This is a genomic window from Natronolimnohabitans innermongolicus JCM 12255 (assembly GCF_000337215.1).
GTDB classification, from domain to species: domain Archaea; phylum Halobacteriota; class Halobacteria; order Halobacteriales; family Natrialbaceae; genus Natronolimnohabitans; species Natronolimnohabitans innermongolicus.
Genome location: NZ_AOHZ01000106.1, coordinates 22,993 through 40,639, shown reverse-complemented (window position 1 = coordinate 40,639; position 17,647 = coordinate 22,993). Strand labels below are relative to the sequence as shown.

The following is a 17,647-nucleotide window of genomic DNA, read 5'->3' as shown; positions in this document are numbered from 1 at the left end:
AAAGTTACTGCGAAAACCAGGGAGAGAAGCGCTCAAACACGCTGTCAAAGCAACGCTGTGAAATCAACAAAGTGCTACACAAGAGCGAAGGAGGAATATCCTGATGTTCAATTTCGACATCTTCAGCATGGTGCACCCAATGAATATGCCATCTGCACAGTAGATGATGACTATGAACCAGATGATGACGAGGATTCAGAGAAAGAATATGTACTCAAATACGAAGATGGAACAATTGAGCACGGGAAACTCCATGGTCCGCTAGTTGATGGTATAGACTACAAAGATTCAAAGAACCGAGATGTCTACTTATCATTGAACGCTCCTCCGATGATTTCACTCCAAGAGACACTAATGTCTCTGTTGACAGAACAACATGGTGAAGTTGATGAACCCCGAGAATTCAACAGGGAGAATTTCGTGGGTCGCTTTAAAGACTTGTGTTTAGTTGGATCCTCGGGAGAAGAGAAGGAGACTGTGTTTGATAAACGGGCTGATGAGTTGCTAGAAATTGCCAAAGACGCTGGAATTCTCAAATATGGCGATTCAGACGATATACATGAAAACCGTGATTTCAGAGCTATGTATAAGCAAGGTAATACTACAGCCGGTTTAAAACAAAGTGTTAAATCAAAGATTTTCAATAATAGGGTGCCGGACAAAAAATCCGAAATGGCTTTTGAAACAGTTGAGAATCAATTTGAGCCACAAGGTGGCTATGGGTCAGAAATGGATGACTTTCCGTCATAGGAATATTTAGCTAAGTGAGTTTGAGAGGGCAATATCTCATTCCTTTTCTTCTCCCTCTGGCGGTTGATCGTCGACAGATCTGCTTTCTCTAATATGCACACGAGACCTCGATACTTGTGTGAACCAACCTATATTCCAAATCAGTAGGCTTAATCATCCTTGTTCAAAAGCGACAGTTAGCGGGGATGGGAGTACTGTCATGCTTGACAGGTTCCGTCGAACTGAGACATTCGTAAACCCCCGCTACTGATCGGGATCATTCCAACGTTGATAGGCGCTTGATCTCCGATCAACCTGTCCGATTGACACACCACCATTGGATGGGAGCTCCGACATCGGTCTACCCGATGTCTTCCGGACAACTGAGTCAGAGGCACGACTATTGTCCCTTCTCCCGCCGGTTGCACGTTGTGAGGAATTATTTCTCGGATATGAACACGAGAGCGGACTTTCTGTGTTCATATCTTTCTTTGCCGTGTACCGCCGACAATTCGACCTCTCTATCTATATTCTGCTCTCAATATTACAGAACTAACGAACAGACCGTTCGGATGGAGCTGGTTCGTGTTCACAAGCGCGCTTTGGAGTGCAGCGACAGTAGCGCAATCACTGTTCGGTAAGTCCTATGAAGTCTCGGAAGTCGCCTTGAGTTCGCTCGCATCTAACTCCTCATCGAGATACGCCTCACCCTCCTCGGTGATCGTATAGAGACCAGTCACGATCTGCTCGAGAAGGCCGTACCGGGCTAACTGCTTGCACCTGCGGCTGGCGTGGCTGCTCGAGGGACCACCGAATTCCTCGACTGCCGCAGGAGTGAGATTTCCGTGCTCGCGGAAGAGTTCGAGGATTCGGTCGTCGACGGGCTGCATCCACTCCGCAGGTTGTCGAACCACGCTCGCAGTATTGCTGACCGTATTCATATTCCCTGCGATGTGTGAGGATTCGATCATTATCTCTTATCTTACAGACAATATAGATGCGCTATCACTCAGAGATAGTGAGTAAAGTATTTACTACCGTGGGTTAATGTATCGTACGGAAGCCGCCCCATCGGGCACTCGTCGAGAACTGCCCGACGTGTTGGCGCACGTCGGACGCGGCTTCCGTTCCCAGCCAGGGATTCAGAAGCCATGCGACAAGATTGCCTACGGACCCATAACTGTAGGGTTCACGTGCCAGACGTAGCGTCGGCCCAGTACCGCGATGGCGAGGCGAACGACGCACAGCAACCGTTGTTCTATTACGGGCGCACGCGCGAGCGCCCGTTCCTCGAGCGACCGCCCAACAGCGACTCGAGTTTCCACGTTCTTCCAGCCGAGAGGAGTCCGCTGCTGGGCGCCGACTCGAGCGACGACCCCGAAGGCCCGTTGTCCAGCGGCCACACCGCCGAGCCGCGGGCCGTGCGGGTTGCGTCCGATTCGCCACGCGGTCGGAAACTCGATCGCGATCGGTCCGACGGTCCGCGTCCCAACCCCATCCCCACCGAGGGATCGCGATGAACGACGAGCCCGCCGATTCCGATTCGGACGCGAGCGAGTCGGATTGCGACCGGGATGCGACTGCGTCGGATCGCGACCGGGACGCGAGCGAGTCGGATTGCGACCGGGATGCGACTGCGTCGGATCGCGACCGGGACGCGAGCGAGTCGGATGCCGTCGCCGACTCGAGTCGAACTGATTCGTCCGCCTCAGACTCGAGTCCACCCAGCTCACCCACCACAGCCGAATCCGACTCGAGCCGGGCCGACCTCGAGATCCTGCTCGCCAGGCAGTACGTCGCCCGACTCGAGGCCATCGACGCCGAAACCGAACGGCTCCTCGAGTCCCTCGCCGAGACCGAGCCCTTCGACGAGCGGACGCGAGCGCTGGCCAGGCGACACCTCCGCGAGGTCCGCGCCCAGCTTCACCCGGTGATGCTCGCGCTGCGCTATCGCGTCATCGCCGACGAGTCCGGGGACTCGAGCTAAGCTACGTCAAGCGGCACCGCTCGAGTTCCTGCGCTCGACCGGGGCTACTCGAGTCCCTGCATCCAACGCGACGACTCGAGTCCCTGCGTCCAACTCACCCACTCGAGTTCCCACACTCGAGCCACCTCGTCACCCCGCCCTCGTCGCACCGTTTTCCGACCACGCCACACCACTACCAATGCCATCCCCACGATCCACCCCGACCGAATCGTCCGCTGACCGCACCCTCGCCGAGCAGTTCCACGACCTTCGCGAGCGCCTCGAGTCCCTCGAGGCCGACCTCGAGCGCAAGGACGAACGCATCGCCGACCTCGAGCGCGACCGCGATCGACTGCGCGAGACCGTCGCCCGGCTCGCCGAGCGCACCGACGACCTCGAGGGCCGCGCCACCGACTGCGAGCGGACGACCGAGCGACTCGAGGGCCTCGCCGACGCCATCTGCAACAAGGCCGGCGCGAACAAGGACCGCGTCGCGGAGCTCCAGTCGCGCGAACTCGAGAAAGGCGCCCACCTCCGGGCCGAGCACGTCGACGAACACGCGGTCGCCGTCGCCGACGGCCGACTCGAGCGCATCACGAAAGACGACGGCCGCGCGTACTACCGCCTCCCGGAGAGTGCGGACCCGCTTGAGCGCGGCGGCGACGTCTCGCTTTCGTTCGGCGATCTGCTCCCGATCCAGCAACTCGCTCGGATGGACGAGGATCGACGCCGCGCCGCGGCGAACTCCCTGCCGACCAGACTCGCCGCGAAGCTCTGGCAGGCCCGCGCCGATCCGAGCGTCGGCGACGATCCCTGGGATCGGGGCTGCAAGGACGTCGCCGAGTACGTGAAAGCGAGCGACCTGCGCCACTGGATCCGCCGCCAGGAACCGGGAGTCAGCGAGAGCTACGCGAAGAAGCTCGTTTCCCGGACGATCGACGCCGCCCTGGACCTCTCGAAGAACCGCCTCGCGGTGCGCCGGAAGACTGAGCGCAAGAACGGCCTCGAGTACACCGAGCGCCGGCTCGTCCTGCCGGCGGACGCCTCGATCCCCGGGGAGACGCCTCGGAACGAGACGACTCAGAACGAGACGACCCGAGGGGAGACGGACCGGTCCGAGACGATGCGGAACGAAACGAACCGATCCGAGACGAGTCGAACCGAGACGAACCAGAACGCGACGACTCGGAACGAGACAACCCGAGGCGAGACGACCGACACGGGCGACCCGGACCCGTCGGATCCGGAGACGGGTGGCGTCCACGGCTAGACCCGTCCACGCAACCGCCGACCCCGCGAGCGGGCGCTGATCACCCACTCACCAACCGACGCCGTCCCCGCTCGCGGCTGTTCGCCTCGGTTCGGTAGTCTCGAGTCCGTCGCTCGAGCGGTCGTCGGCGGTCACCCTCGAGGACGGCCGAGCGAGTGCTGGTCGGGGACGACGGCTGTCCACGGAGGCGGATCTGACCGGGACACGTGAGTCCAGGGACGGTCGACACTTCGATAGAGGGGTGTAGTATATTGCGTTGAGGCGACATAATTTGGACTAGGTTATTTTTTCTGTAACCATCAAAACTATGAATTGGTGGGCAGAAGAGCTGTATTCCGTGAGAACACATCGATAGAGGTGTGTGATCAAAGCGTACTAATTGGCGTGTGAGACACGGCTTCGGTTGACTACTACGTTTTGTGACGAAGTTGTGCTCGCACGACTGACTGTACTTCGTCTGGCGAGACTGAGCCAATCCGGGAATCCTCTCGAAGCGTCTCGAGTATCGTTTCGGGCCGTTCACCGAACTGGAATTCGAGAAACATGCCCGAACTCGGCCCGTGACTTCGGCGTTCGAAGTCGACCAGCGAATACGTCGTTAGCTCTTTCATTTTATTCACGTAGGTTTCTTGATGATACTGATCGGAGCCGATTGCGTCAGTGAGGAATTCGTAGACTCGGTAGCCGATCGGACTGCGAGCCGTTTCAGCGTCGGTTTCGGCGGCTACGGCTGCAGTCGCATAGAGACAGAATTTCTTCTGCGTGCTGATTCCTCGAACGACCTCGAGGACGCGGTTCTTCTCGACTTTGTTCTGTGCCCGCCGGACGTGGTCTTCTCGAATATGGGCGTCACCCTCGCGCTCGGCGAGTTCGCCGGCGACTCGCATTAGATCGATTGCTTTCCGTGCATCACCGTGTGTTTGAGCAGCGAACGCAGCGGCCAGTGGAATAACGTCGTCGTCCAAGACGCCCTCGTAAAATGCGTCCGTTCGTCTCCGGAGGATTGCCTGCAGTTGATTCGCATCGTAATCGTCGAAGTGTACGTCCTCGGGCGTGAGCGAACTCAGTGCACGACTGCCGACGGATTCCATCAGCTTCGTGTCGTTCGAGATCGCGACGACGGAAATATAGGCGGTCAGATCGTTGTTGCTGCCAGCCCGAGAGAGTTGATACAGGAGTCGTGAGAATGCAGGTTCCTTTTTGTCCCGTCGCCCTACGAGCATATCGAGTTCGTCGAGCACGAACACTACAGAGTCGAAGTTCTCGTTGACGATCCGATACAGTTCGTCCCATTTCTCCTTAGTTGCGACACCATGTTTGGGGACCTCGACACTAACGCCGCCTTCGTTCGCAGTACGACTCGCTAATTCATATACAGCAATTCCGAGAGTGTCTAAGTCTTGGCAATTCAGCTCGATTGTGCCGAAGCGAATGTTTCGGGATTCGCAGATTCGACTGAGATTCTTACAGACTGCTTTCGTGATGAGCGACTTTCCAGTTCCGGACGGTCCGTACAGAAAGAGGTTCGGTGGGCGATTATCGCCGAGTGCAACTCGGAGCATCTTCGTTACTTCCTGCAACTGTGAGTCCCGACCGACGATTCGATCCTCCGCAACGATATAGTTCGGATCGAGAAGCGATCGGTCCCGGATGAGGCCTTTTTGATCGTCGAACTCCAACAGCATGTCCTCGATCGATTGTTCTGGCTCGGAATCGTCGCTCATATCGATGAAGGCTCAAGACAGCTATAAAAATATATATGGCCTTTATCGGAGTGAAATAATAGGGAACAGGCGCCAAAGGCAGTTTGTTTCACTGGTTAATTGGGGATGGTACGTCTCTTCCGATAACCTCTAGCGAAGTGTTCCCTCGTCCATTGCGACAGACACCCCTCTATCGAAGTGTTCGATGTGTTCTAGCGCGGTGGTCCAGTGGACGGGTCCGAATCTCGGTCCGATAATTCCGGAACTATGGTGGTTCGTATCTTTGACAGACAGCGTAGAACGTTTACAGACGCTATTGTAGTAACACCGCAACGCTTCGTCTGGTGCACATCGAACACTTCGATAAAGGGGTGTGAGTGTACTTTCTAGAAAGCTAGAAGAAGAGCAGTACTCAAGGAGGATATTACACACAGCTCTCGGTCTTCTATTGACCTCCTCCCGCGCCTCAAGTCGCGGGAATCCCACCATGGGATTTCAGGCCGAGCGATTCGACCCTAAGGTTTCAAGACGCATACGCTCCAAGCGTCAATTGCTGGGCTTCAGCATCGACTTGGCTGTCTTGTGGGCCGGTCAAACGGCCCCCTTCCTCAGCCGAGTCATCGCCATCCGTGTATTCTCTTGAATGACTCTCTCCGCCGAGGTAGCGGTCTGCAATATTGAGCGCGGCGTTGATGTCCGCGTGGTACTCCGAAACCCAACACTCCGAATTGGAACACTTGAACGTTGCTTGATCGGGGCGGTACCCCTGTTCTCCGCAACAGTGGCACGTCTTCGAGGTGTACGCGGGATTCACCGTCTCCACACGAATCCCTTTCTCGGCGGCTTTGTAGCGGAGTTGGGCGTGCATCTTCGCAAAGCCCCATCCGTGCAAGCGCCGGTTCATGAACGCGCCGTAGTCCATGTTCTCGCGGATATGCGTGAGGTCTTCCAGAACCAACACGGGATTCTCGAATTGGTCGGCGTAGGCGACGACCCCCGACGTGACCGTATGGAGAATGTCGTCTATCTGCCGCCAAAGCGAATCCCCGTAGGACTCTGCGATACGTTCACTTCCGCGTTGCTGAAGGCGTCGAGTCGCCGTGAAGTACGTCTCACGGAACCGTCGAACCTGTTTGCCTTCGTCGTTCCAAAGGTTGGGTGTAGCCGGGGAGCCGCGCTCGTCACGGTGACACACCGTTAACAAAGAGGCCTCCCCGATGTCTACCCCAATCGGCGTTTCGTCCGCCGAACTGGGTCGTTCCTCCACGTCCCGCGTTGCGACGATGTGGGAATACCACTCACCGTCCCGATCGAACAGCCGACACTCACCCATTGTCGCGTCCCCCGCGTGCAACGCTTCGAGCCACTCTCGCTGTTCGGGGTTCGGTTGCGCGGGCAACCAGAGGTGGTAGTCGTCGTGGTGGGGGATTTTGACGTACCACTCGATCCCGTTCTGTGGCTTGTGGTCGAGCTTCGGGCCTTCGTTCGTGAACCGAACCGGGTGGTCGTCGTCAATCTCTTTCGCGACGTAGCTCCCTCCGCAGAGTTGCGGGACGTACTTCTTGAGAGCGTTTTTCGCGTAACCGCTCAGGTCGTAGTTGACTACCACGTCGTTCGCTTCGGTCTGAGTGGTGCAGTTTGTGTTGAACGCGGCTTCGAGGGCGTCTTGGTACGCCCGTTTCGTCTCACAGAGTTTGCGGTGCTTGTGGGCGTTTGGCTCCACAAGCTTGAGTTCCAGCGTCTCGGTGAGTTCGGTCACTGTTCGTCCTCCTCGTGACGCTGGATGTAGTCTTGAACCGTTTCGTTTGAGACGTGTCCTGCTGTTCCGGCGTAGTAGCCGCGCGCCCACTTGATTTTCTCGCCGTCGTGGTCGGCGTAGCGGTGGTTGTATTTCCGCGAACTGATGCCTTTGAACCAGTTGGCGAGAAGTGACGGGGCGTGTTTCGGTGGACTACTCACGAACAAGTGAACGTGGTCGGATTGGATGGTGAGGTCGACGATCTCCAATCCCTTTTCGTCGGCGATTTCTTGGAGGATTCGGCGCACACGGTCTTCTACCTCGTTAACCAGCACCGAGTTGCGGTACTTCGGCAACCACACTATGTGGTAGTTGAGGTTGTAGGTCGCGTGCCGTGTGGTCTTCATCCGTACGACACACTATGGTGAGCAACGGTCTTAAAACTACCGAGTGAAGTGGGAAATACGGCCGATTGTAGCAACGTGGGCCGGACGCACTATGCCTACCGCTCGACCCGCGCCTGAAGACGCGGGTATGCGCTCGCACTATGTATCACCGGTATATGTCTTCTAACGGGTTCAATGGTGGAGAAGAACTGTTATAGCTGAGTCTGGTAGTCGGACAGACAGTCTCTCCCTTCCCCCTCCGAAAGAGATTGAACACTTCGATAGAGGGGTGTCTGTCTCATCTCGATTCGCGATCATCCTCTTGAGGGGTGCATATTATAAAACCGTATTTCGTTTGTTTCGTGTGTTTTGACCGATTCCGATAGCACGTCTCTATCGGCTCCCTCGACCTTCAACACGGTATTCGTGAATACGAACACACGAAATGTACTCTCCCCCGGAACACATCGATAGAGGGGTGTCTGGCGACACTGGTTCGCAGGAATCGGCTTTCCGTTCGAGTGAGCGGTGGTCGAAGTCCTCCTCTTCGTCTGTTACTCCACTACGGATATCGATATCACTCGTCTCAGAATTTCCCCGCGGACTCGAGTCTCGAGAACACACGAAATCCACTCTCCCTCGAGTCACCGCCCAGCTATATTTGCCTGGATACCGTCTAGCCGGGTATGTATCGCGCGATCCTTCCCGAAGGTCAGATCCAGTGCGAACGGTACGAGCGAGAAGACGAGGGCCTCGAGCTGTACGACGAAGACGACGAGTTCCTCGCGTTCGTGCCGTACGCAAACCTTCACGCGCTGGCAAACGAGGAACTCTACAGAAGCGACGAGCGGTCGATCATGTAGCCGGGCGGAACGAACGGGGTGCTGTTCCGACGATCCGGTGCAATCGCGACCAGTTGTCGTTGCGATTGCGCCGACACTGACGACGGAGCCCAGTCCGATCAGGCGGGCTGCTGGTCGATCGCGTCCAGTTGCTCGCGGTAGCGATTCCGAACGGTGACGACGGTCGTCTGTGCGGTATCGGCGACGGCTCGCTGCGGAATCGTCTCCTCGCAGAGCAGGCCGGCGGCGTAGATCGCGGCGGCGGCGAAGCCGGTCGGAGACTTCCCGGAGTGAAGCCCCTGGTCGGTCGTCCGGTCGATGATCTCGACGGCCTTGGTTTCCACGTCCTTACTGACGTCGAGTTCCGAACAGAATCGGGGTACGAACTGCCGCGGGTTCGTCGGCTCGAGGTTGATGTCGAGTTCGTCGGCGATGTACCGATAGGTGCGCCCGATCTCTCGCTGATCGACGCGCGAGACGGCGGTTACTTCTTCTAAACTTCGCGGAATGTCTTCCTTACGACAGGCCGTATAGAGCGAACTCGTTGCGACGCCTTCGATCGATCGGCCGCGGATGAGATCCTGCTCGAGTGCGCGGCGGTAGATGACGCTTGCGGTCTCTTTGACCGGCTTCGGAACGCCGAGCGCGCTCACCATGCGATCGATCTCCGAGAGGGCGTACTTCAGGTTGCGTTCGCCGGCGTTTTTCGTCCGGATCCGTTCCTGCCAGACCCGAAGCCGGTGGAGTTGGCCGTGTTTCTCGGACGACATCGAGCGGCCGTTGGCGTCTTTGTTGCGCCAGTCGATGGTCGTCGTCAGCCCGCGATCGTGCATCGACTGGGTGAGCGGCGCGCCGACGCGGGAGAGTTGGTCGTGTTCTTGGGCGTTGAACGCGCGCCACTCGGGGCCGTAGTCGATGGGGTCCTCGGTGAGGACGAGTCCACACTCCTCGCAGACGCGCTCGCCGCGGTCCGGGTCGTGGATGATCGTCGCGGTGTCACAATCCGGACACAGGCCCGCTTCTGTCTCTGCTGACTCGTTCGTGGTCTGATCAATGATGGACCGCGTCATCAGTGTCCCCTACAAATCCTGCAGGCACTGTAAGGGGTTAACATGGTTTCGCGAGAAACACCGACTTACGCAGCGGCCACTCGCGGTAAGAGCCAAACGAGCGGAAGACGACGCGCGCCGTCGTCCCCGACTCGAGGCTGCCGACTGAACCGTGCCGAGACCGTGTCCCATCGGTCCGTGTTGGGCGAAGCGGTGGCGCAGGTCTTCGCCCTACGCCGGTGTATGGGACGTTATCTCATGAAATGCGGCTATTGTTTCGACGCGGCGGCGATGTAAACCGTCTATTCATCGCGTAAATGCAGCTTTCAGCGGCGAACTGTCGCTCGCCTTTATGTCGCTGGGAGCAAACGTTCCGTAGCAGTGTCGTGTCGTAATGCTGTCCTCGGGTTGCGCTCGCCGTCCTGTACGCGTACTAGCCGCCGGTGTACGCGGTCAATACGAACGAACAATCGGTCGATACCGCTGCCGTCTATCGATTTCGATCCTCGGCCGGTGGAATGCCGACGTTACTCGGCGCGAGACGCGCCGAGAAGTCGTTCCATACCCGCTTTGCAGCCGGTGCGAAACGTGGCCGTCCTTAAGACTGTCAGTATTGGTGTACAACTTGGTGTGTCAACCGTGACTGCGACTTGCCGACCGACTGAACGGCGGTACCTGTCGATTCGAGAGTTTGGCAGCCCTTTCGCGTATCGTACTCGGTACCGATCGGGTCGGAACACAACCCCCCTGTCCGGAGGCCAAGCATAAATGTCGTCAATCGATACCTCACTCCCAGACGAAATTGCATCGGTCGCCGACGAGGACGAAGAACAGCGGCTCTCGAAGGACGTCATCTTCGAGCTCCTGAAAAACCGCCGGCGACGAGAAGTACTCGCGTACTTACTCGAGTCGGACGATACGGTAACCCTCGGTGAACTGGCCGAACAGATCGCGGCCTGGGAGAACGACACCGAAGTCAGCGCGCTGAGCTCCGATCAGCGCAAGCGCGTCTACGTCGCGCTCTACCAGACCCATCTGCCGAAGATGGACGACGCCGGAATCGTCGAGTACGATCAGGACCGCGGCCTGATCTCGCTGTCGGACAACGCCGACCTGCTGATGATGTACCTCGATACGGACAGCCATCAGCAGGATCGGTGGGACCGCTGGTACGCCGGGATGAGCGTCGTTGGTGCCGCTGTCGTCGCCGGCGCCTTCCTCGGCGTTCCGGGGCTGGCGGCCGTCCCGACGCTCGGCCTCGCTGGAGTCGTCGTCGTCGCGTTCTTCCTTCTCTCGGTCGCGCATCTCGTTTCGAATCGCCAGCAAGAACAGAACGTCGACGGCAAACTCTCTCGTATCGAGTAACCGTCCGGCGGGCAGGGATTGTCGCTGTGAATTCTCGAGTTCCGTTCGATAGCGCGAGTTAGGGCTGTCAGCGAACCGGAGCCGACGGTCGGCCGTCGCCAGTGAACAGCCGTCCGAATCGAGTTCCGGCGGAACGTCGATGTGATCCGTTGCTACTGTTTTCGCCGTCGAATACGCCGAACGAGTCGCGGGTGTCGTCGCCGTCGACCGCCTCCCGACGACTACGGTTTACTGGTTAGCTCTACTGACTTACGGTTAGGCCTGAAATAACCAACTAGGAAACTGTGAATCGTCTCTGATGGTCAGTGTTTATGTCCCGACGACCCTCCCTCCCGTCGCGTTCTGACAGCCAGTCCGCCGAAGAAACGACCGCTGTTTCGGTCGTCGCGTAAGCGCACGTCTACGTATTCATGGATCTCACACAGCAACTCGCCGATCGATTCAAAGTCGAGTTCCTCGGTCGGATCATCGCGATCGTCTCGAGCGGTCTGTTGATGGTCCTGCTCGCTCGATTGCTCGGACCCGACGAGTACGGTCTGTTGTTTCTCGCCATCTCGGTGTTTTCGACGCTCGGCATCTTCAGCAAGCTCGGCATCGCCAAGTCCGGAGCACGGTACGTCTCCGAGTACAAAGAACAGAATCCGGAACAGTTGCCCCACATCTTCCGGACGGTACTGGCGTTTAACGTCGCCGCGATCCTGGTCGTCGCGGCCGTCGTGACGATCGGCTACGAGCAGATCGCCGCCGTCCTCGACGAACCCGGACTGACGCCGTTTTTGCTGCTCGGGGCGCTGTATCTTGCCTTCGAGGCGCTGGCGACGTACGTTCGATTGATGCTACAGGGCCTCGAGGCGATCAAATTCAGCGCGACGCTACACGCGGTCGACCGGGGGTGTCGGTTCGTTTTCGCGGTCGGCTTCGTCGTCCTCGGATTCGGCGCGGTCGGCGCGCTCGTCGGGTACATTCTGGCGTTCGCGCTCGTCACGGTCGTCGGCCTCGGGACGATTTACGTCCGGTACGTCCGGAACCACGATCGAGCGTCGTCGGTGGAAGAGGGGCTCCCGCGGCGGATCGGCGAGTACTCCGTTCCGCTCACCGCGACGAGTACGGCGAACGTCCTGGACAAGGAGGTCGACACCGTCCTCGTCGGGTTCTTCCTGAACCCGGTCGCGGTCTCGTACTACGTTATCAGCAAGCAGGTCGTCGAGTTCGTCGAGACGCCGGCGTCGGCGCTCGGGTTCACCCTGTCGCCGACCTACGGCTCCCAGAAGGCCGACGGCAACGTCGACCAGGCCGCTCGGATCTACGAGACGGCTCTTTCACACACGCTCTTGCTCTACATCCCCATCGCCGCGGGCCTGGCGCTGGTCGCCGAACCGGCCCTCGAGTTGCTGTTCGGCAACGAGTATCTGAACGCCGTTCCCGTGTTGCAGGTGCTCGCGATCTACGCAATCTTGCGTTCGATTACGAAACTCACCAGCAACGGGCTCGACTTTCTCGGCCGGGCTCGCGAGCGGGCGATCGTGAAGGGGGTGACGGCGCTCATGAACGTCGTTCTCAACATCATCCTGATCCCGACGATCGGCGTCGTCGGGGCCGCGGTCGCGACGGTTATCACGTACTCGCTGTACACGCTCGCGAACGTCTACATCATCCACCAGGAGTTCGACCTTCGGGTCGGCTTCCTCCTGCGACGGATTGCGCTCATCGCGGCCGTTACGAGCGCGATGGCCGCCGTCGTCTTCGTCGCCGTCTCCCACGTCACCGGCTTCCTCTCGCTCGTCTTCGTCATCGCGCTGGGCGTCGCCGTCTGGGGCGTGCTCTCCGTTCTCACCGGACTGCTCGACGTCGACCAATTCGCGAACGCACTGTAACTAAAAATGTCATTACACAAAGATAACGAGACGATCGAACCGTCGCTGCTCGACAGCGTTCGCTCACGCTGTCCGGACTGTGAACAGCCGCTCTCGCTCGAGTCGCTTCACTGTCGACACTGTGGTTTCGACGGCGAGTTCAAACACGGAATCCCGTCGCTGACTCCGGCCGCCGGCACACGGCCGACCGCCGGTGACGAACCGGATGCGACCGGTCTCGAGCCGGACGAACTGCGGCTGCTCGCCGAGCGCGCCGAAACGGGCTCGATTCGCGAAGCGACGACGACCGTCCTCGAGGATCACCCCGCCAGAGGGGACGCCCTGAGCACGATATACGACGTCAACCGCGAGTCGTGGACCGCGCTCGTCGGCGGAACGATTACTGGCCGGTGTCTCGACGTCGACGCCGGGTTCGGCCGCCGGGCGCACGTCTTGAGTGAACTTGCCGACTCGGTCGTCGCTGTCGATTCGAACCTCGAGAAGCTACGCGTCGCGGCGACGCGAACCGACTACGACGGGACCGAGCGCGTGCTTCCGCTCCACACGACGGAGGACCGACTCCCCTTCGGGCCGAACTCGTTCGATACCATCGTCGCGGATTTCACGGGCTCGAGTACGGGTGAGATGCGAACGCGGCTGTCTCGTCTGTCGGAGTATCTCACCGACGACGGGACGCTCGTTTTCACCGCCGACGGCTGGTCGCGTCGGAGCGGGCTGACGGAACTCCTCGATGCCGATACCACCGAAGCAATCCCGAGTGGAGCACTCACGGACGGAACGCCGGGGACCTATCGTTCGATGATAACGGCGGCGGGATTCGACTCGGCGTCGCTGTACTCGCTGTTCCCGACGGCGGACCGCCCGCTGTTCGTCTTCGGCGTCGACAACGAGCGGGCCGTCGACCTGCTCGCCGAGATTTTGCTCTCGGACTACGGCCGATTCGCGCGGATGGGAAAGCCGCTCGTCTCGCTTGCCAACCGAACGGGACTGCTCGATCGGCTCCATCCGAGCGTCCTTGCGGTCTGTGAGAACGGCGACGCCGACGGCGGCTCGCTCGAGCGGTCGACGACGTTCGACGATCCGTTGTTGGTCCCTGGTCGAACCCGATCGGTCGTCCTCGAAACCGACGACGACGGCCTCGAGACGGTCTGGAAGTTCCCGAACCGACGAGCGCACGCGCCGTTCACCGAGCGGGAGAACGCGGTCCTCTCGTCGCTGCAGGTGTCGAACGAGCCGATCGTCGAGACGTTACCCCGTGGGACCGATGTCGAGACGCCGTGTGGGGAGGCCAGAGTGGAGACGCCCGTGGCCGGCGAGCCACTCGCCGACGACCTCTCGCGTAACCTGCGGTCCTACGAGCGGGTGCTCCGGCTCGGCTTCGACTGGCTCATCGAGTTCCAGCAGGCGTTTCGCGGCCCTACGGTCACGCGGTCGCCGGCCGAGGTCCGAGACGACCTCAGCTTCGCGCCGACCGGCATCGAGCCGCCGCCCATCGACGAGTCGGTCACGACCTTCTTTACGCCCGTCCACGGCGACTACCTGGCCGGAAACATCCACGTCGACGGATCGGACGTGACGAGCGTGATCGACTGGGAGTACGGCGCATTCGAGGCTTCGCCGATCATCGACGCCGGCTTTCTGGCGTTGAACACGGCGATGCGTGTTTTCGGGGGGCTCGAAGACGGCTTCCGGACCGTCTTCTGCGGGGACAACGAGTACGCCCGAATCATGCGCTCGATGATCCGCGGCTACTGTCGGGAGGTCGGGATTCCGGTTCGAACGTTCGAACTGTACCTCCCGAGCGTCTACCTGCACCGTCTCGAACTCGACTGGCGATTCGACGCCGTGAGTACGTACACCGAGAAGATGGAGTCACGCTCGGAAATCGTCGAGTACGTCTTCGAGAATCTCTCCGACGTCGACCTCGAGGCCACGCTATCGCCTCGATAACGGACTCGTCGGTTCTCGCTGGTTCCGAGATCGCGCCTCGCGGTCGGACGATATATCGCCCAGCCCAGTCTAGCCCCGTCTCCCACCACTCGTTACTGTCATAGTATTCTAGACGAAATAGTCCAGAAGAATTGAATGTATGTACATATAAGATACAGATACATTCTCGAATACATTACTATCGCACCGTCTTATTCAAGATTTCCAGAAAACTTATGTAGGTAATAGCTTATTGAACTGATCGTATGGCACGCGACAGTTCGGAACTGGATGATGATGTGGAAGGCCACAGCGGCCTCTCAGACGGAAATAGCGCGGGTAATAACGGCTTAATCGACCGGCGATCGTATCTCAAACTCGCCGGTGCGGCGACCGTCGCCGCGACGGCGGCGACCGCAGTCAGCGCGAGCGACGAGGACGTCGAAGTTATCGAAGCGGACAACAGTAACTACAGACTGGACGACGGCGAGGTGTTCGAGAACAAGATTATCGACTTTACGAACGGCAACTGGATGACGATCCTCGCCAGCGGAACGAACTGGACGATCCGCAACGTCGGATTCCGCGGCACGCACACTCACGACAATCACGCGATCGTCGCTCGTGACGAGGGTGGGAACACGTCGACGATCGAGAACGTCTACCTCGGCGACGGCTGCGTTCGACCGAGTTCCTACAGCTCGCACGGACAGTGTGGAATCTTCGTCCACCGCGGTCACTCCGGTCACCTCGACATTCGAAACGTCTACCTCGAGGACTGGCCGAACAACGGGATCTACGCCAGCGCGGCGGCGTACGACACGCCGGGGACGGTCAGGATCGAGAACTGCTTCGGGAAGAACAACTACGTCTCCTCGTTCCGGATCTCCGACGACAGCGAAGTGGTCGACTCCGTCGCGTACAACGACGGAAGCGGTCGATACCGGGGTCGGCCGTTCTGGGGCTGGGGCGACCAGGAGATTTCCGGCTGCGATTTCGACGGCGGTTCCTACGGTAACGGCTCGTCGATTTACGGACGATCCGGCTCACGGACCCACGTCGAAGACACCCGACACAGCGGCTACAGCATGTCCGGCTCCGGCAGCTACTCTGAGGGCCACGGCGTCGAGAACGGGGGCAGCCCCGACCTCTCGGTTCCCGACGGCGTTCCGACGTCAGCGAGCGAGGCCGCCGGCGGCGAGTCGTCGGGAGACAACCCTTCGGGCTCCGACAAACCCGAGGGCGATCACGACGACCTCCAGCACGTCTACGAGTTCGCCGGCCGGGACGAAGACGAGGCGACCGACTACTATTTCGAGGTCGAGGAGGGCCCGATCAAGCCCTCGACGGCCAACGGTGCGACCATCGACGAGGACTTCATGTGGGTCAGCGACGACGGGGCCCGCGCCGCGGGTCGAATCAGCGACGACCACCACGCCTGGGAGTTCGATACCGACATCGTCGACGCCACCGTCGACGGCTCGGCCGACGTGACGATCAACGGCGTCCAGTCTCACCTCGATCGCTACCCGCTCGATGGTGCGACGGGCGACGGTTGGAAGGGTGACATGCCGTGGCACGGCGACCACCCCGAACTCCAGCACACCTACCAGTTCGTCGCCGAGGGCGAAGACGAGCCGACTGACTACTACTTCGAGGTCGAGGAGGGCCCGATCGAGCCTTCGACCTACCGCGACGCCGAAATCGAGGACGAGTACATGTGGGTCAGCGACGACGGCCACCGCGCGGCCGGCCGCGTCGTCGACGGTACCCACGCCTGGGAGTTCGATACGGACCTCATCGACGTCACGATCGAGGGGCCCGCCTACCCCCTCATCAACGATGTCGACTCCTACCCCAGCCGCTACCCCCTCGAGGGGGCGACGGGCGACGACTGGAAGGGCGACATGCCGTGGCACGACGACGGCTACGATCACACGATTCTGATCGACGGCGTCGGCACGTCCGGCGGAAGCCGCTACGAGTTCGCGGTCGGCGGCTCCGTCCGCAAGTCGACCGACGAGGGCGCGACGATCGACGACGAGGACGTCATCGACAGCGGCACCGTCACCGGCTCGGTCGCCGGCTGGCGCGACGCCTTCCGGTTCACCGGCGACCTCGAGGAACTCACCGTCGACGGACCGGCCCACGTCTACCTGGACGGCGAGCGCGTCGATCCGAGCGACTACGGCGAGGACCTGCCCCACACGCTGACGGTCGTCGGCGACGAGTCCCAGGCCAGCTACGAGATCACCGTCGACGGGACGATCGATCGACTCCCCGGCGAGGCGCTCCCCGATGCGGTCGATCTCTCCGATGACATTCTGACCGGTATCGTCGAGGACGACGTCCAGCGTTACCGATTCTCCGGCGGGATCAGCGACATTACGTTCGTCGACGGCTCGGCTGACGTCTACGTCGACGACGAACCGGTCGACCCCGACGAGTACGGCGAGACCGAACTGCTCCCCCACGCCATCGTGATCGACGGCACCGACGCCGACGGCGAGACGACCTACTCGTTCGAGATCGACGGCGACGTGCTCGTCGCGAACTACCGCGACGCCACGGTCGACGAGGGCGACGTCATCGAGGGGACGTCCGTCAGCGGCAGCGTCGACGGCTCCCGCGACGCCTACTGGTTCGACGGCGATATCGCCGACTTCACGTTGGCCGGCGACGCGAACGTCGACGTCGAGTACAACGCTCGAAGCGAGTACAGTAGCCACTGACCGTCACTGCACGCCTGATCGCCGGACGTTGCGCTCAGTGTGTGCCTCGTTTCAGTAGCGCCCC

14 protein-coding genes are annotated in these 17,647 nt (G+C 60.0%); 9 read left to right on the top strand and 5 right to left on the bottom strand.

Annotated elements, in window-relative coordinates; all coding sequences use genetic code 11:
* On the top strand, positions 1-750 hold a 750-nt coding region (locus tag C493_RS23185), incomplete at its 5' end, for a hypothetical protein (protein ID WP_206537605.1).
* 623 nt (positions 751-1,373) lie between these two features.
* On the opposite strand, the gene C493_RS20950 is transcribed toward C493_RS23185, so the two are convergent.
* The gene (locus tag C493_RS20950) at positions 1,374-1,619 is read right to left on the bottom strand and encodes a hypothetical protein (RefSeq protein WP_007261500.1); all 246 of its coding nucleotides are present in this window, start codon (positions 1,617-1,619) and stop codon (positions 1,374-1,376) included.
* Positions 1,620-1,922: 303 nt separating this feature from the next.
* Here C493_RS20950 and C493_RS20945 point away from each other — a divergent pair, with 303 nt between their 5' ends.
* The 3 genes from C493_RS20945 (at position 1,923) to C493_RS20935 (ending at position 3,965) form a co-directional block, all read left to right on the top strand.
* The gene (locus tag C493_RS20945; RefSeq protein ID WP_007261499.1) at positions 1,923-2,249 is read left to right on the top strand and encodes a hypothetical protein; all 327 of its coding nucleotides are present in this window, start codon (positions 1,923-1,925) and stop codon (positions 2,247-2,249) included.
* A complete protein-coding gene (locus C493_RS23970; RefSeq protein WP_007261498.1) occupies positions 2,246-2,716 on the top strand; it encodes a hypothetical protein in 471 nt (156 codons plus the stop codon). The genes C493_RS20945 and C493_RS23970 overlap by 4 nt, the downstream gene beginning before the upstream one ends.
* A gap of 178 nt (positions 2,717-2,894) precedes the next feature.
* Positions 2,895-3,965: a hypothetical protein gene (locus C493_RS20935; protein ID WP_007261497.1), complete on the top strand. Its 1,071-nt coding sequence runs from the start codon at positions 2,895-2,897 to the stop codon at positions 3,963-3,965.
* 410 nt (positions 3,966-4,375) lie between these two features.
* Here C493_RS20935 and C493_RS20930 read toward each other — a convergent pair whose 3' ends face one another.
* The 3 genes from C493_RS20930 to tnpA form a co-directional block, all read right to left on the bottom strand.
* On the bottom strand, positions 4,376-5,689 hold the full coding sequence (locus C493_RS20930; protein WP_007261496.1) for an orc1/cdc6 family replication initiation protein: 1,314 nt from the start codon (positions 5,687-5,689) through the stop codon (positions 4,376-4,378).
* Positions 5,690-6,191: 502 nt separating this feature from the next.
* Positions 6,192-7,427 carry an RNA-guided endonuclease InsQ/TnpB family protein gene (locus tag C493_RS20925; protein ID WP_007261495.1) on the bottom strand — a complete coding sequence of 412 codons (1,236 nt, stop codon included), beginning with the start codon at positions 7,425-7,427 and terminating at the stop codon, positions 6,192-6,194.
* Positions 7,424-7,813 carry an IS200/IS605 family transposase gene (gene tnpA / locus C493_RS20920; protein WP_007261494.1) on the bottom strand — a complete coding sequence of 130 codons (390 nt, stop codon included), beginning with the start codon at positions 7,811-7,813 and terminating at the stop codon, positions 7,424-7,426. Before tnpA ends, C493_RS20925 begins: the two co-directional genes overlap by 4 nt.
* A 665-nt stretch (positions 7,814-8,478) precedes the next feature.
* On the opposite strand from tnpA, the gene C493_RS23550 reads away from it, so the two are divergent.
* Positions 8,479-8,655 (top strand): hypothetical protein, encoded by a 177-nt coding sequence (locus C493_RS23550; RefSeq protein ID WP_007261493.1) that lies wholly within the window; start codon positions 8,479-8,481, stop codon positions 8,653-8,655.
* A 98-nt stretch (positions 8,656-8,753) separates the two neighbouring features.
* Here the strand turns inward: C493_RS23550 and C493_RS20915 are convergent, their stop codons facing one another.
* On the bottom strand, positions 8,754-9,704 hold the full coding sequence (locus tag C493_RS20915; protein ID WP_007261492.1) for a transcription initiation factor IIB: 951 nt from the start codon (positions 9,702-9,704) through the stop codon (positions 8,754-8,756).
* 747 nt (positions 9,705-10,451) lie between these two features.
* Here C493_RS20915 and C493_RS20910 point away from each other — a divergent pair.
* The 4 genes from C493_RS20910 to C493_RS20895 all read left to right on the top strand — a co-directional run bounded on the left by C493_RS20910 (position 10,452) and on the right by C493_RS20895 (position 17,583).
* Positions 10,452-11,048 (top strand): DUF7344 domain-containing protein, encoded by a 597-nt coding sequence (locus tag C493_RS20910; RefSeq protein ID WP_007261491.1) that lies wholly within the window; start codon positions 10,452-10,454, stop codon positions 11,046-11,048.
* A 410-nt stretch (positions 11,049-11,458) separates the two neighbouring features.
* Positions 11,459-12,922, top strand: coding sequence for a flippase (locus C493_RS20905; protein ID WP_007261490.1), 1,464 nt, complete (start codon positions 11,459-11,461; stop codon positions 12,920-12,922).
* A gap of 6 nt (positions 12,923-12,928) precedes the next feature.
* Positions 12,929-14,872 (top strand): methyltransferase domain-containing protein, encoded by a 1,944-nt coding sequence (locus C493_RS20900; protein WP_007261489.1) that lies wholly within the window; start codon positions 12,929-12,931, stop codon positions 14,870-14,872.
* Positions 14,873-15,117: 245 nt separating this feature from the next.
* Positions 15,118-17,583, top strand: coding sequence for a hypothetical protein (locus C493_RS20895; protein WP_193787918.1), 2,466 nt, complete (start codon positions 15,118-15,120; stop codon positions 17,581-17,583).
* The last annotated feature ends 64 nt before the right edge of the window (positions 17,584-17,647 follow it).

Coding starts and splice junctions, on each gene's coding strand:
- tnpA (WP_007261494.1), bottom strand. CDS start 7,813: ATGAAGACCACACGGCACGCGACCTACAACCTCAACTACCACATAGTG.
- C493_RS23550 (WP_007261493.1), top strand. CDS start 8,479: ATGTATCGCGCGATCCTTCCCGAAGGTCAGATCCAGTGCGAACGGTAC.
- C493_RS20950 (WP_007261500.1), bottom strand. CDS start 1,619: ATGCAGCCCGTCGACGACCGAATCCTCGAACTCTTCCGCGAGCACGGA.
- C493_RS20915 (WP_007261492.1), bottom strand. CDS start 9,704: ATGACGCGGTCCATCATTGATCAGACCACGAACGAGTCAGCAGAGACA.
- C493_RS23970 (WP_007261498.1), top strand. CDS start 2,246: ATGAACGACGAGCCCGCCGATTCCGATTCGGACGCGAGCGAGTCGGAT.
- C493_RS20935 (WP_007261497.1), top strand. CDS start 2,895: ATGCCATCCCCACGATCCACCCCGACCGAATCGTCCGCTGACCGCACC.
- C493_RS20900 (WP_007261489.1), top strand. CDS start 12,929: ATGTCATTACACAAAGATAACGAGACGATCGAACCGTCGCTGCTCGAC.
- C493_RS20895 (WP_193787918.1), top strand. CDS start 15,118: ATGGCACGCGACAGTTCGGAACTGGATGATGATGTGGAAGGCCACAGC.
- C493_RS20905 (WP_007261490.1), top strand. CDS start 11,459: ATGGATCTCACACAGCAACTCGCCGATCGATTCAAAGTCGAGTTCCTC.
- C493_RS20910 (WP_007261491.1), top strand. CDS start 10,452: ATGTCGTCAATCGATACCTCACTCCCAGACGAAATTGCATCGGTCGCC.
- C493_RS20930 (WP_007261496.1), bottom strand. CDS start 5,689: ATGAGCGACGATTCCGAGCCAGAACAATCGATCGAGGACATGCTGTTG.